The sequence below is a fragment of the Pseudomonas sp. B21_DOA genome, assembly GCA_030544685.1.
In the GTDB taxonomy this organism is placed as follows: domain Bacteria; phylum Pseudomonadota; class Gammaproteobacteria; order Pseudomonadales; family Pseudomonadaceae; genus Aquipseudomonas; species Aquipseudomonas fluorescens_AO.
In genome coordinates, this window is the sequence record CP086683.1 from 961,012 (window position 1) to 973,682 (window position 12,671).

12 protein-coding genes are annotated in these 12,671 nt (G+C 57.3%); 3 read left to right on the forward strand and 9 right to left on the reverse strand.

Going from position 1 to position 12,671, the window contains the following annotated elements; all coding sequences use genetic code 11:
• Window positions 1–6: 6 nt before the first annotated feature.
• From LJU32_04590 to mnmG, 8 genes are all read right to left on the reverse strand, one after another.
• Window positions 7–477: a F0F1 ATP synthase subunit B gene (locus LJU32_04590; GenBank protein ID WKV89653.1), complete on the reverse strand. Its 471-nt coding sequence runs from the start codon at window positions 475–477 to the stop codon at window positions 7–9.
• Between the two features lie 58 nt (window positions 478–535).
• Window positions 536–793 carry a F0F1 ATP synthase subunit C gene (atpE, locus tag LJU32_04595; protein ID WKV89654.1) on the reverse strand — a complete coding sequence of 86 codons (258 nt, stop codon included), beginning with the start codon at window positions 791–793 and terminating at the stop codon, window positions 536–538.
• A 133-nt stretch (window positions 794–926) separates the two neighbouring features.
• Window positions 927–1,796, reverse strand: a complete 870-nt coding sequence (gene atpB, locus LJU32_04600; GenBank protein WKV89655.1) for a F0F1 ATP synthase subunit A — start codon at window positions 1,794–1,796, stop codon at window positions 927–929.
• Between the two features lie 16 nt (window positions 1,797–1,812).
• Window positions 1,813–2,220 (reverse strand): F0F1 ATP synthase subunit I, encoded by a 408-nt coding sequence (locus LJU32_04605; protein WKV89656.1) that lies wholly within the window; start codon window positions 2,218–2,220, stop codon window positions 1,813–1,815.
• 148 nt (window positions 2,221–2,368) lie between these two features.
• Window positions 2,369–3,241: a ParB/RepB/Spo0J family partition protein gene (locus tag LJU32_04610; GenBank protein ID WKV89657.1), complete on the reverse strand. Its 873-nt coding sequence runs from the start codon at window positions 3,239–3,241 to the stop codon at window positions 2,369–2,371.
• A gap of 9 nt (window positions 3,242–3,250) precedes the next feature.
• Window positions 3,251–4,048 carry a ParA family protein gene (locus LJU32_04615; protein ID WKV89658.1) on the reverse strand — a complete coding sequence of 266 codons (798 nt, stop codon included), beginning with the start codon at window positions 4,046–4,048 and terminating at the stop codon, window positions 3,251–3,253.
• An 18-nt stretch (window positions 4,049–4,066) separates the two neighbouring features.
• Window positions 4,067–4,711 carry a 16S rRNA (guanine(527)-N(7))-methyltransferase RsmG gene (gene rsmG / locus LJU32_04620; protein WKV89659.1) on the reverse strand — a complete coding sequence of 215 codons (645 nt, stop codon included), beginning with the start codon at window positions 4,709–4,711 and terminating at the stop codon, window positions 4,067–4,069.
• Entirely contained in the window at window positions 4,708–6,606 is a 1,899-nt protein-coding gene (gene mnmG, locus LJU32_04625) for a tRNA uridine-5-carboxymethylaminomethyl(34) synthesis enzyme MnmG (protein WKV89660.1), read from the reverse strand. The genes rsmG and mnmG overlap by 4 nt, the downstream gene beginning before the upstream one ends.
• 569 nt (window positions 6,607–7,175) lie before the next feature.
• On the opposite strand from mnmG, the gene LJU32_04630 reads away from it, so the two are divergent.
• The 3 genes from LJU32_04630 (at window position 7,176) to LJU32_04640 (ending at window position 11,183) form a co-directional block, all read left to right on the forward strand.
• Window positions 7,176–7,682: a sigma-70 family RNA polymerase sigma factor gene (locus tag LJU32_04630; protein WKV89661.1), complete on the forward strand. Its 507-nt coding sequence runs from the start codon at window positions 7,176–7,178 to the stop codon at window positions 7,680–7,682.
• Complete coding sequence (locus tag LJU32_04635; protein WKV89662.1) at window positions 7,682–8,629, forward strand: FecR domain-containing protein; 948 nt, start codon at window positions 7,682–7,684, stop codon at window positions 8,627–8,629. The genes LJU32_04630 and LJU32_04635 overlap by 1 nt, the downstream gene beginning before the upstream one ends.
• Before the next feature lie 118 nt (window positions 8,630–8,747).
• Complete coding sequence (locus LJU32_04640) at window positions 8,748–11,183, forward strand: TonB-dependent siderophore receptor (protein WKV89663.1); 2,436 nt, start codon at window positions 8,748–8,750, stop codon at window positions 11,181–11,183.
• A gap of 39 nt (window positions 11,184–11,222) precedes the next feature.
• On the opposite strand, the gene mnmE is transcribed toward LJU32_04640, so the two are convergent.
• Window positions 11,223–12,590, reverse strand: a complete 1,368-nt coding sequence (gene mnmE / locus LJU32_04645; protein ID WKV89664.1) for a tRNA uridine-5-carboxymethylaminomethyl(34) synthesis GTPase MnmE — start codon at window positions 12,588–12,590, stop codon at window positions 11,223–11,225.
• Between the last annotated feature and the right edge of the window lie 81 nt (window positions 12,591–12,671).

Sequence of the window (12,671 nt, forward strand, 5' to 3'; positions counted from 1 at the left end):
CCTCGCTTAGATTTCAGCAGCCAGTTGGTTAACCAGCTCTGCGTGCGCGTTTTGATCGATTGTGGCACCCAGGATCTTCTCGGCGCCGCCAACAGCCAGCAAGCCCACTTGGGCACGCAGCTTGTCTTTGACGCTGTTCAGTTCCTGTTCGATCTCGGCTTGAGCCTGAACCTTCACACGGTCAGCGTCGATACGGGCTTTTTCAACAGCCTCTTCGACAATCTGGTTACCGCGTTTCTTGGCTTGCTCGATGATTTCAGCTGCCTGAGCTTTCGCTTCGCGCAGTTGCTGACCCGCTTTCTCTTGGGCCAACTCCAGGTCGCGAGCTGCACGGCTGGCAGCGTCCAGACCATCAGCGATCTTCTTTTGACGTTCGTGCAGAGCAGCGATGACCGGAGGCCATACATACTTCATGCAGAACAGTACAAAAATCAGGAACGCAACGGACTGGCCAATCAGGGTCGCATTAATGTTCACGCCAACACCTCGCAGTTACGTTGTCCATCACACCAAATTACCCGGAAGATCCGAGTAATCAGCCAGCGATCTGACCAACGAACGGGTTCGCAAAGGTGAAGAACAGAGCGATACCAACACCGATCATGGTTACGGCGTCGAGCAGACCGGCAACGATGAACATTTTTACTTGCAGCATTGGAACCATTTCTGGCTGACGCGCTGCGCCTTCCAGGAACTTGCCGCCCAGCAGGCCGAAACCAATTGCGGTACCCAGTGCGCCCAGGCCGATCAACAGTGCAACAGCGATAGCGGTTAGACCAACTACAGTTTCCATCTTTCCTCCCGACTTTTACGTCGTATGGTTTAGGTTTTTTAGATTAAAGCGGTAAAACAAATCGTTTCAGCTGCCCCGCAAGGAGCTCCCTCCCGTTTGACCGGGAGGAACATCAGACTAGTCGAGACTGGTCTTAATGGTTTTCTTCGTGCGCCATCGACAGGTAGACGATGGTCAGCATCATGAAGATGAACGCCTGCAGGGTGATGATCAGGATGTGGAATACAGCCCACGCCCACTGCAGAACAACGCCCAGGCCGCTGAGCCAGAGCAGGCCGCTGCCGAACATCACAGCGATCAGAATGAACACCAGCTCGCCGGCATACATGTTGCCGAACAGACGCAGAGCCAGAGAGATCGGCTTGGCGATCAGGGTGACGAATTCCAGCAGGAAGTTCACCGGGATCAGCAGGGCCTGAACGAAGATGTTCTTGCTGCCGAACGGGTGCAGGGTCAGTTCGCCGATGAAGCCGCCGATGCCCTTGACCTTGATGCTGTAGAAAATGATCAGTGCGAACACCGAGAACGCCATGCCCAGAGTCGCGTTCGGGTCGGTAGTCGACACGGCGCGGAACGGGATGTGGGCATCGCCGGAGATCAGGATGGCCAGCTGAGGAATCCAGTCGACCGGTACCAGGTCGACGGCGTTCATCAGGAACACCCAGACGAAGATGGTCAGCGCCAGCGGTGCAATCACCGGGCTACGGCCATGGAAGCTGTCTTTCACGCTGCCATCGACGAATTCGACCAATACTTCAACGAAGTTCTGCAAGGCACCCGGCTGACCCGACGTCGCTTTCTTTGCCGCCATGCGGAAAAGAAGAACGAAGATCAGACCCAGTGCGACCGACCAGCCGAGGGTATCGACGTGGAAAGCCCAGAAGCCCATTTCCTTGGCTTCTGCTGCGGTGTGGGCAAAGCCCCAGCCGCCGTTGGGTAGCTGACCGAAAGTCAGGTTCTGCAAGTGGTGCTGGATATAGCCCGAAGCGGTTGTCTCTGCCATGGTTGCCTCAAACGCCCTAAGGTCTCGAAAGTCTTGTTCTCATCAGCAGGGGAGCGAACCAGCTGACCGACTGCGTCAGCACGAACACGCCGAATACTGCGATCGGCGCCAGTGGCTTCACACCTGCGAACACCAGTGCAAACAGCACTGCCGTCAAAATAAGTTTGCCTGCCTCGCCGGCATAAAAAGACCGGACGATGGACTGGGCTGCTCGGGCGCCGGAAAACCGAAATGCCCTGTGAGCGAAATAAACATTGGGCAGCAAGGCTATCAGGCCTCCGCAAAGTCCCGAGTATCCGGCAACGACTCCATGCCATTGCCAGAGCGCCAAAGCGGCAATGAGCAAAACGACAAATTGAGCCATCAACACCGGAAAAACCGCCAGGCGATGGAAAGGCAAGCGGTTTGGCGTGCGGGTTTCCATCACAGTTGCTCTCCAATGGTCGGCTGCCGAAATTCAATAACTTGGCATAATTTGTGCCGACAAAATGCGCGCAGAGTATAGGGGCGGTTCTGCCCCTATTCAACTGTCAGGTAGTGATTTCCGACTGCGCGCTACATGAGGAAATGTTTCAGCGGATGTGTGCGAGCACACCTTGAAGCTCATCGAGCGAGTTATACCCAATCACCAATTGGCCTTTGCCCTTCTTGCCATGGCGAATCTGCACCGCAGAGCCTAGGCGCTCGGCCAAACGCTGCTCGAGGCGAGCGATGTCCGGATCGGGTTTTGCGGCTTCAACCGGCTCCGGTTTGCCACTCAACCACTGACGAACCAGTGCCTCGGTTTGGCGCACGGTCAGTCCTCGTGCGACAACATGTCGCGCCCCTTCGACCTGCTGATTGTCCGGCAGACCGAGCAAGGCACGTGCGTGACCCATTTCCAGGTCACCGTGCGACAGCATGGTCTTGATCACTTCCGGAAGCGCAATAAGTCGCAACAGGTTAGCCACAGTCACACGTGATTTACCCACAGCCTCGGCAACCTGCTGCTGGGTCAGCTGGAATTCCTGCTGCAAGCGCTGCAAAGCCACTGCTTCTTCGATCGGATTGAGGTCTTCACGCTGGATATTCTCGATCAGCGCAATCGCAATGGCGGTTTCATCCGGCACATCGCGGACCATCGCCGGAATGGTTTCCTGCCCGGCCTGCTGACTGGCGCGCCAGCGGCGCTCACCGGCAATGATCTCAAAGCGACCGCCGCCAATCGGGCGTACCACGATCGGCTGCATCACGCCCTGAGCCTTGATCGACTGCGCCAGCTCTTCCAGGGCCTGCGGGTCCATGTCGCGGCGCGGCTGATATTTGCCACGCTGCAGCAGATCCAGCGGCAGGTGCTGCAATTCGCGTGTGTCAGCCTGCGCGGCTTGTTCTTCCAGCGCGCTTACCGTCGGACCACTCAGCAGTGCATCCAGTCCACGTCCGAGACCTCGTTTCTTGACGGCCATGGGGATTCCTTAAGTTGGCTGAGCGGCAGCAATGCGTGAATTTTTGCGCTGACGGCGAACCATCTCGCCCGCCAGAGCCAGATAGGCCAGGGCGCCACGCGATTGCTTGTCGTAAGCCAGCGCCGGCATGCCGTAGCTCGGTGCTTCGGCCAGGCGAATGTTGCGCGGGATCACCGTGTCGTACAACTGATCGCCGAAGTGTTCCTTGAGCTGCGCCGAAACATCGTTCATCAGGCTCAGGCGCGGGTCGTACATGGTGCGCAGCAAGCCTTCGACTTTCAGGTTCGGATTGAGCAGCTCGGCGATGCGCTTGATGTTATCCACAAGGTCGCTCAAACCTTCCAGAGCGAAGTATTCGCACTGCATGGGGATAATCACCCCGTCAGCGGCGACCAATGCGTTGAGCGTAAGCATCGACAGCGACGGCGGGCAGTCGATCAGAATGTAATCGTAGTTGTCACGGATCGGCGCCAGCGCGCTGCGCAGACGGCTTTCCTTCATCTGCATTTCCAGCAGCACGACTTCAGCTGCGGTGAGATCGCGGTTGGCCGGCAGCAGCTGATAACCGCCGTGCTCGGAGAAATGCATGGCCTGGCCCAGGTCGCATTCACCGATCAGCAGATCGTAGACCGAGTTTTCCAGACCATGTTTATCCACACCGCTACCCATGGTGGCGTTGCCCTGTGGATCGAGATCGATCAACAGCACCCGGCGCTTGGTCGCGACCAGGGATGCTGCGAGGTTGATGCAGGTGGTGGTTTTGCCCACACCACCCTTCTGGTTCGCTATCGCGAATACCTTAGCCATTCTTGCTTGTGTTCCCAATCATGCCGTGCGGCGCAGTATCAGCAGATGGCGTTGGCCTTGGCAACCGGGGACGGCCAGGGCGTGTTCGCTATCGAGTTTGAAATCTGCCGGCAATGCTACCAGCTCATCGGCCGGATGAACGCCCTTCATTGCCAGCCAGCGTGTATCGGCATCGCCCAAGTGGCGAGTCCAGTTGGTGAAGTTTTCCATGCTGCTGAAGGCCCGGGAAATGATCCTGTTGAATGGCTGCGCAGGCTGGAACGCTTCGACGCGACTGTGGATAACCTGCAAGTTATCCAGCTTCAATTCGAGCTTGACCTGGGTCAGGAAGCGGGTTTTCTTGCCGTTGCTGTCCAGACAGGTCACTTGCGAGTCCGGGTACAGGATCGCCAGCGGGATACCAGGCATGCCACCACCACTGCCAACGTCGAGCCAGCGACCGTTTTCGATGAACGACATCACGCTGAGACTATCGAGCAAGTGCCGCGAAACCATTTCGTCCGGATCGCGCACGGCGGTCAGGTTGTAAGCCTGATTCCATTTGATCAACAGGGCCAGATAACCCAGCAGCAATTCGTGCTGAGTTTCTGTGAGATTGACACCGAGCTCGCGGGCTCCTGTGGATAACTCTTCGGCGTGTTGCGAAGTGACCTTGGCACTCAAGCGCTTTGCTCCAACTGACGGCCCGCGCCGCGTTTTTTCAAATGAATCATCAACAGCGAAATCGCTGCCGGGGTAACGCCCGGAATGCGCGAGGCCTGACCCAGGGTCTCGGGACGTGTGGCGCCGAGCTTGCTCTGGATCTCCTTGGACAGACCGGAAATGTTGGTGTAATCGATATCCACAGGCAGTTTCGTGTCTTCGCTGGCGCGCAGACGAGCGATTTCGTCCTGTTGACGGTCGATGTAACCGGCGTACTTGGTCTTGATCTCAACCTGCTCGGCGACCTGTGGATCTTCTGCGCCCTGCCCGGTCACTTCGACCAGACCGGCGTAATCGATTTCCGGACGGCTCAACAGGTTGAGCAAATTGTATTCGTGGGTCAGCGGCGTGCCGAATTTCTCGGCAATCGCATCGCCCTGCGGGGTATTTGGCCGTACCCAAGTGCTTTTCAGGCGCTGCTCTTCGAGTTCAATGCTTTCGCGTTTCTTGCAGAAGGCCGCCCAGCGCGCGTCATCGACCAGACCAAGCTCGCGACCTTTTTCGGTCAGACGCAGGTCGGCGTTGTCCTCGCGCAGAATCAAGCGGTACTCGGCGCGGGACGTGAACATGCGATACGGCTCTTGGGTACCGAGGGTGATCAGGTCGTCGACCAGAACGCCGATGTACGCTTCATCGCGGCGCGGACACCAGGCTTCTTTGCCCTTCGCGCGCAGTGCGGCGTTGGCCCCGGCGAGCAGACCTTGCGCACCCGCTTCTTCGTAGCCGGTGGTGCCGTTGATCTGACCGGCGAAAAACAGACCGCCAATGACTTTGGTTTCCAGGCTGTACTTCAGGTCGCGCGGATCGAAGTAGTCGTACTCGATCGCATAACCCGGACGCACGATGTGTGCGTTTTCCATGCCGCGGATCGATTGCACGATCTGCAATTGCACGTCGAACGGCAGGCTTGTGGATATCCCGTTCGGGTACAGCTCATGGGTGGTCAGACCTTCCGGTTCGATGAACACCTGATGGCTTTCCTTGTCGGCAAAGCGGTGGATCTTGTCTTCGATCGATGGGCAATAACGCGGGCCGATGCCTTCGATTTCACCGGCAGCGGAATACATCGGCGAACGATCGAGGTTCGCCGCGATGATTTCGTGGGTGCGGGCATTGGTATGGGTGATCCAGCAGCTGACCTGACGCGGATGCTGTTCTTTGTTGCCCATGAACGACATCACCGGAATCGGCGTATCGCCCGGTTGCTCGGTCATTACCGAGAAATCCACAGACTTGCCATCAATGCGCGGCGGTGTACCGGTTTTCAAACGCCCGACACGCAATGGCAACTCACGCAGACGGTGGGCCAGAGCAATCGACGGTGGATCACCGGCGCGACCGCCGGAGAAATTCTGCAAACCGATGTGGATAAGTCCGCCGAGGAAGGTACCGGTGGTCAACACCACGGAATCGGCGAAGAAACGCAGACCCATCTGTGTAACCACACCACGGACTTGCTCCTGCTCGACGATCAGGTCGTCAGCAGCCTGTTGAAAGATCCACAGGTTCGGCTGGTTTTCCAGTATTTCGCGGACAGCTGCCTTGTAGAGAATCCGGTCGGCTTGTGCACGGGTGGCCCGCACGGCCGGGCCTTTGCGGCTGTTCAACACGCGAAACTGGATGCCGCCCTTGTCGGTAGCCATGGCCATCGCGCCGCCGAGGGCATCGATTTCCTTGACCAGATGGCTTTTGCCGATGCCACCGATGGCCGGGTTGCAACTCATGGCGCCGAGGGTTTCCACGTTATGCGTCAGCAACAGGGTTTTTGCCCCCATGCGTGCTGACGCCAGTGCTGCCTCGGTACCGGCATGACCGCCGCCGATGACGATCACTTCAAAACGGGAAGGGAAATCCACCACGCACCTCGTGCCTGCTTAAGTAGGTCATTCAGGAAATAGTTGAGCTCAGGTTTCTGGACCTGGTCGGCAAGTATAGGGACTTCGCCCTTTCTAAAGAACCCTTTGCACAAAATTTAACCAGCTGTGGAGAACTCGAGGTTAAAAGAATAAAAAGAGAGAAATTTATAAAACCTTTGTTTTTATGTTTATTCTTAGTGAGCACCGTTTCTGTGGATAGATCGCCACAAGCCTTATTTCACAAGCTGTACAGAGGTTTAAAACTCTGTGATCATGTGGCAATGAGGTCCTTGGATAACCGCTGTAAGCCTGTGGATGAAAGGGTATGTTATCCACAGAGGGGTTTATATCCAGTTTTAAAGCCCGTTTATCAACTGACCTCATTGGCAGTTATCCACAGGGCTTAACCCACAGAAAATCGCCTACATGGTTTTCCCGGACACAAGAAAAGCGCCAGCGAAGGGATCGGTGACGGTTGGCAAGCCAAGGGCAGAAAATGAAAAGGCTATTGTGAGAGGACGTTACAGAGGCTAATAATAGCCATTATCATTAACTCGCCAGTTTCTCCCATGCCCCTACCCGCCCACACAGCTGCGATCGAGCAAATCTACAAGCAACATCATTCGTGGCTATATGGCTGGCTCAAGGGCAAACTGCACAACGCCTGCGATGCAGCCGATGTGGCGCATGACACGTTTTTGCGAGTTCTGGCGGCGCGCAATGCAGCTCATATTCGTGAGCCAAGGGATTACCTGACGACCATTGCGCGCGGCTTGGTCATCGACCGTTATAGGCGGTGGGCCATTGAAAGCGCTTATCTGCAGGCCCTCGCAGCTCGGCCGCAAGCGACAATTGTCAGCGAAGAAGACAGAGCGCTGATCATTGAAACCCTGGTTGCTGTGGATAAAGCGTTAACCGGGCTGGGCACGCGGACACGGCAGATCTTCATGCTTTCGCAAGTCGACGGACTGACTTATCAACAGATCGCCGTGCAATTGAGGGTCTCGCTGACCACTGTGAAAAAACACATGATCCGCGCCCTGACTGAATGCGCCCTGATCATGGCGCAACCATGATGGCCGCCGCTTCAGACCGTCAGGTATTCGAGACTGCCGCCAGTTGGTACGTGCAGTTTCAATCCCAGCCACCGAGCCTTGCCGAACAAAAGGCCTGGCAGCTGTGGATAGACAGCGATCCGGCGCATCTGGCGGCGTGGAACCAGATGGAACAATTGCAGCGCCACCTCGGTACGCTGCCGCAGGATCTGAAACGACGTGCGCTCAATAGCGGCCAACAACGACGCCAGGTACTCAAACTGCTACTGCTTGCAGCGGGAACAGGTTTCGTTGGCTGGAACGTTCAACGACACATATCCCTCGGCAACGTCTGGGCCGACTATAAAACCGGTGTAGGCCAGCGTCGCACCATCAGCCTGGCCGATGGTAGCCAGATCCAGCTCAACACCAACTCGGCCATTGATGTCTCTTTCGACGCAGCACAACGCCTGATCCAACTGCGTGCCGGTGAAATCCTCGTCCAAACCGGCAAGCTTGGCGATCAGCGGCCGTTCTATGTGCAAACCCGTGACGGGCGGATACAAGCATTGGGCACCCGGTTCTCGGTGCATCAGATGCCGAACTCAACCCGGGTCGGCGTGCTGGAGGATCGAGTCAGCGTCCAACCTGCGCACTCATCCACCGCTGCGCAAATCCTGATAGCAGGCGAAGGCGCGGATTTCGACAGTCAGCATATCGGCCTCAGTCGTCCCTTCCAGTCATCAGAAGTGGCGTGGATCAACGGCCAATTGATCGTCCTGAATGCGCGCTTGGGCGATGTCATCGCAGAATTGGGTCGCTATCGCAGCGGTGTATTGCATTGCGATCGCCGCGCCCGGGATCTACGGGTTTCCGGGACTTTCCGGCTCGATTCGACCGACACAGTGTTGGCCAACCTTCGGGCTTCGTTGCCGATCAACGTCCGCTATTTCAGTCGTTACTGGGTGTCGATCAGCCACAGCGTTTGATCAAAAAAAGCCTGGGGAAAAATAATCGCACAGAGGGTTATCTTTTTTCGCCCTGACCCGGCCCTACAGGTAATCGCGATCAACGCGGCTCTTCGCCACCTTCAGGGTTAACCCACACATGCGTCTTCCCACGTTCCGTCAGCGCTTTTCTCCACACTGCATTGCATACAGCTTATTGATGGCTAGCGCTGCGTCTTGTCTGGTGATCAGCAACAGCGCCTTCGCGGCGTCGACATCCCAGCGCTTCGCCATCGCCGCCGGCCCGCTGGATAGTGCCTTGAGCCAGTTCGCCGCTGCCGCGAATGTAATTCTGTCGTTCTCGCCGCAGCAGACCAGCCGCTTGCGCAGTGCCGGGCTTAACGGCGACTTCAGCGTCGAACAAGGTTTCGCTCGATTGCTGCAAGGCTCGGGTTTACAGGCCGTGCCACAAGCACCCGGCAGTTACATTCTGCAGAACGTGCCCAGCGGTGACTCCTTGGAGCTGGCGCCGACCAACATCAACGCGCAGTTGGCCAATCCAATGGATCTGGATTACGCCGCGGACGTCGGCTACAAGGCGCAAAACAGCCGGATCGGTACGAAAACCAGTACCCCGCTGTCGGAAACACCGCGTTCGGTGTCAGTGGTAACCGGACAACGCATCAAGGATCAGAAATCCCAGACACTCACCGACGTCCTCGGCTATGTACCGGGGATCTTCGCCCCACCGTTCGCCGCCGGCGACAGTCTGGCGGGGGACTTGTTCTATATCCGCGGCTTCAACGCCACCGATTACGGCTACGGTCTGCTCCGAGATGGACTGCGCGTGCAGGGCAATCGCTATGACACCAGCACCGAGCCGTACGGACTTGAACGGGTCGAGGTATTCCGTGGCCCTTCTTCGCTGCTGTATGGTGAAAATGCGCCGGGCGGTCTGGTCAATCTGGTCAGTAAGCGTCCGACTGCCGCGCCTCAGGGCGAAGTGCAGCTGGGCTATGGCTCGAACAATCGCCGGCAAATCGGCGTCGACGTCTCCGGCCCGCTCAATGACAGCGGCAACGTTCTCGGACGCGTGGTGATGCTGGGGCGCAAATCCGATACCCAGACCGATCACGTGCCTGACGACCGCATTTATATCGCCCCTTCGCTGTCCCTGAATTTCGACGACTTCAATACGCTGACACTGCTGGCCAACTACCAGAAAGACCACACCAACATGGAGCTCGGTCTGCCGGCCGCCGGCACGTTGCTGAGCAATCCCAACGGGAAATTGTCCAAAGGCACCATGCTCGGCGACCCGGACTGGAATACTTTCGAACGGGAAACCTGGAGCACCGGTTACGAGTTCAGCCACTCGTTCAACGATGACTGGCAGTTCCGCCAGAACTCGCGCTACATGCAGTCGCGCATCACCCGCCACGAAACCTGGCCGGGCAATCTGAACAACGCCGGCTTCGGCACGCGGTTGAACATGACCGCCTATGATCGCTTCAACAAATCCATGGTGTATTCGCTGGATAACCAGCTCGAAGGCAAATTCCAGGCTGGCGATCTGGAGAACACCGTGCTGTTTGGCGCCAGCTACGATCGCACCTCGTTCAACCAGGACTGGAATGCCGGCATTGTCGGGCCGATCGACATCTACAACCCGGTCTACCTGCGTGATCCGACGACACCGATAGCTGTGCAGAACACGTTGCTCGAGCAGCAGATGAAAGGCGTTTATGCACAGATCCAGAGCAAATACGATCATTGGCTGTTCCTGCTCGGCGGACGTCAAGACTGGGTCGACAGCGACTTCCGCGACAAAGTGGCGCGAGGCAGCAACATCAGCTCCGAGGACAGGAAGTTCACCTATCAGGGCGGCGTGATGTATCAGTTCGACAACGGCATGACGCCATATGTCAGCTACTCCACTGCGTTCGTGCCGGTGCAGCAGATTTCCAATGCCGGCGCACCGCTTGATCCGATCACCAGCAGCCAGTACGAAGTGGGCTTGAAGTACGAACCGATCGGCTGGGACACCGCGTTCACCGCTTCGGTGTATGACCTGCGCAAGAAGGACGACACCTATTTCGACGCAACCACGTCGACCTATCGCCAAGTGGGTGAAAGCCGCGCCAAGGGTGTGGAGTTGGAACTCAACAGCAATCTGACGCAGAACCTCAATGTCACGGCGGCCTATACCTACACCGACGCGAAGATCACCAAGGATGCAGCGACATCGCTGGTTAAAGGCCATCAAATGACCGGCGTGCCACGTAATCAGGCCTCGGTCTGGGCGAAATATCGCTTCCTCGACAGTGATCTGAAAGGCTTGTATGTGGCCGGTGGCGTACGCTATTTCGACAGTGCGTTTGCCTACACCTCGCCTTCTCTGTACGGAAAGCTGGATGCCGGCGACGTCACATTGATCGACGCGGCTGTTGGATATCAGATCGATACACACTGGAGTGTCGATCTGAATGCGAAGAACCTGTTCGACAAGGAATATGTGTCGGGCTGCAACGACGCAGGCCGCTGCTATTGGGGCGAGGATCGTACTTTGCTCGGTACGGTGTCCTATAACTGGTGAATAAAAAAAGGGCTGTGGATGAATTATCCACAGCCCTTTTTATTTGCCGATGCAGAAGCTGGAGAAAATCCTTCCGAGCAAATCATCAGAGCTGAACGCCCCGGTAATTTCACCCAGGGAATGCTGAGCCTGGCGCAAATCCTCGGCGAGCAACTCGCCAGCCCCGGCCAGGGTGAGTTGCGCGCGGCCATGTTTCAATGCCGCGCTGGCGTGGCGCAGTGCTTCCAGGTGCCGGCGACGTGCGCTGAAACTGCTCTCCGACGTCTGCTCGTAACCCATGCACGCCTTGAGGTGATCACGCAGCAGGTCGAGGCCTTCGGCAGACTTGGCGCTGAGACTGATGGTCACGTGGCCGTCGTCACTGGTTTCCAGAACAATCGCTTCGCCGGACAGATCGGCTTTGTTGCGGATCAGGGTGACTTTCGTCGGATCCGGCCGAGACTCGAGGAATTCCGGCCACAAGGCAAAAGGATCCAGTGCCTCTGGTGCGGTCGCATCGACTACCAATAGAACCCGATCCGCTTCACCGATGGCTTTCAAGGCCCGTTCCACACCGATCTTTTCCACATGATCATCGGTGTCACGCAGTCCCGCAGTATCGACGACGTGCAACGGCATGCCGTCGATGTGGATATGTTCGCGCAGGATATCCCGCGTGGTGCCAGCAATCTCGGTAACGATGGCGGCCTCACGACCGGCCAAAGCATTCAACAGGCTGGATTTTCCGGCATTCGGCCGACCAGCGATGACGACGGTCATGCCATCACGCAATAACGCACCCTGTCCCGCTTCGCGGAGCACTGTGGATAACTCATCGCGTACTTTGTCGAGCATGCTTAATACGTGGCCGTCGGCGAGAAAATCGATTTCCTCTTCCGGGAAGTCGATGGCGGCTTCGACGTAGATACGCAAGCCGATCAGTTGCTCGGTCAGGTTATGCACACGCTGGGAAAACGCACCCTGCAATGAACGCAGCGCATTGCGCGCAGCCTGGGCAGAACTGGCTTCGATCAAGTCGGCGATTGCCTCGGCCTGGGCCAGATCGAGTTTGTCATTGAGGAAGGCGCGCTCGCTGAATTCACCCGGACGGGCAAGACGGCAGCCCAGTTCCAGACAGCGTTTGAGCAACATGTCCAGCACGATCGGGCCGCCGTGGCCTTGGAGTTCCAGCACGTCTTCGCCTGTGAAAGAGTTCGGCCCCGGAAAATACAAAGCCAGACCTTCATCCAGCACCTGCCGGTCGTCACTGAAAAACGGCCCGTAATGGGCGTAACGCGGTTTCAGTTCTCGGCCGCTGATGGCTTTTGCCGCCACGCTGGCCAACGGCCCCGAAATACGGACGATGCCCACACCGCCGCGCCCTTGAGCGGTGGCGACGGCGGCGATGGTTTCACGGGGTGTGCTCATAAAGCGGCATCCAGACAAAAGTGGCAGATAGCAAAACGCCCCACTAGGGGGCGTTTTGAGTGGTGTTATCCACAGTGCAAG

Coding starts and splice junctions, on each gene's coding strand:
- atpE (WKV89654.1), bottom strand. CDS start 793: ATGGAAACTGTAGTTGGTCTAACCGCTATCGCTGTTGCACTGTTGATC.
- atpB (WKV89655.1), bottom strand. CDS start 1,796: ATGGCAGAGACAACCGCTTCGGGCTATATCCAGCACCACTTGCAGAAC.
- LJU32_04605 (WKV89656.1), bottom strand. CDS start 2,220: ATGGAAACCCGCACGCCAAACCGCTTGCCTTTCCATCGCCTGGCGGTT.
- LJU32_04610 (WKV89657.1), bottom strand. CDS start 3,241: ATGGCCGTCAAGAAACGAGGTCTCGGACGTGGACTGGATGCACTGCTG.
- LJU32_04615 (WKV89658.1), bottom strand. CDS start 4,048: ATGGCTAAGGTATTCGCGATAGCGAACCAGAAGGGTGGTGTGGGCAAA.
- LJU32_04630 (WKV89661.1), top strand. CDS start 7,176: ATGCCCCTACCCGCCCACACAGCTGCGATCGAGCAAATCTACAAGCAA.
- LJU32_04635 (WKV89662.1), top strand. CDS start 7,682: ATGGCCGCCGCTTCAGACCGTCAGGTATTCGAGACTGCCGCCAGTTGG.
- LJU32_04640 (WKV89663.1), top strand. CDS start 8,748: ATGCGTCTTCCCACGTTCCGTCAGCGCTTTTCTCCACACTGCATTGCA.
- mnmE (WKV89664.1), bottom strand. CDS start 12,590: ATGAGCACACCCCGTGAAACCATCGCCGCCGTCGCCACCGCTCAAGGG.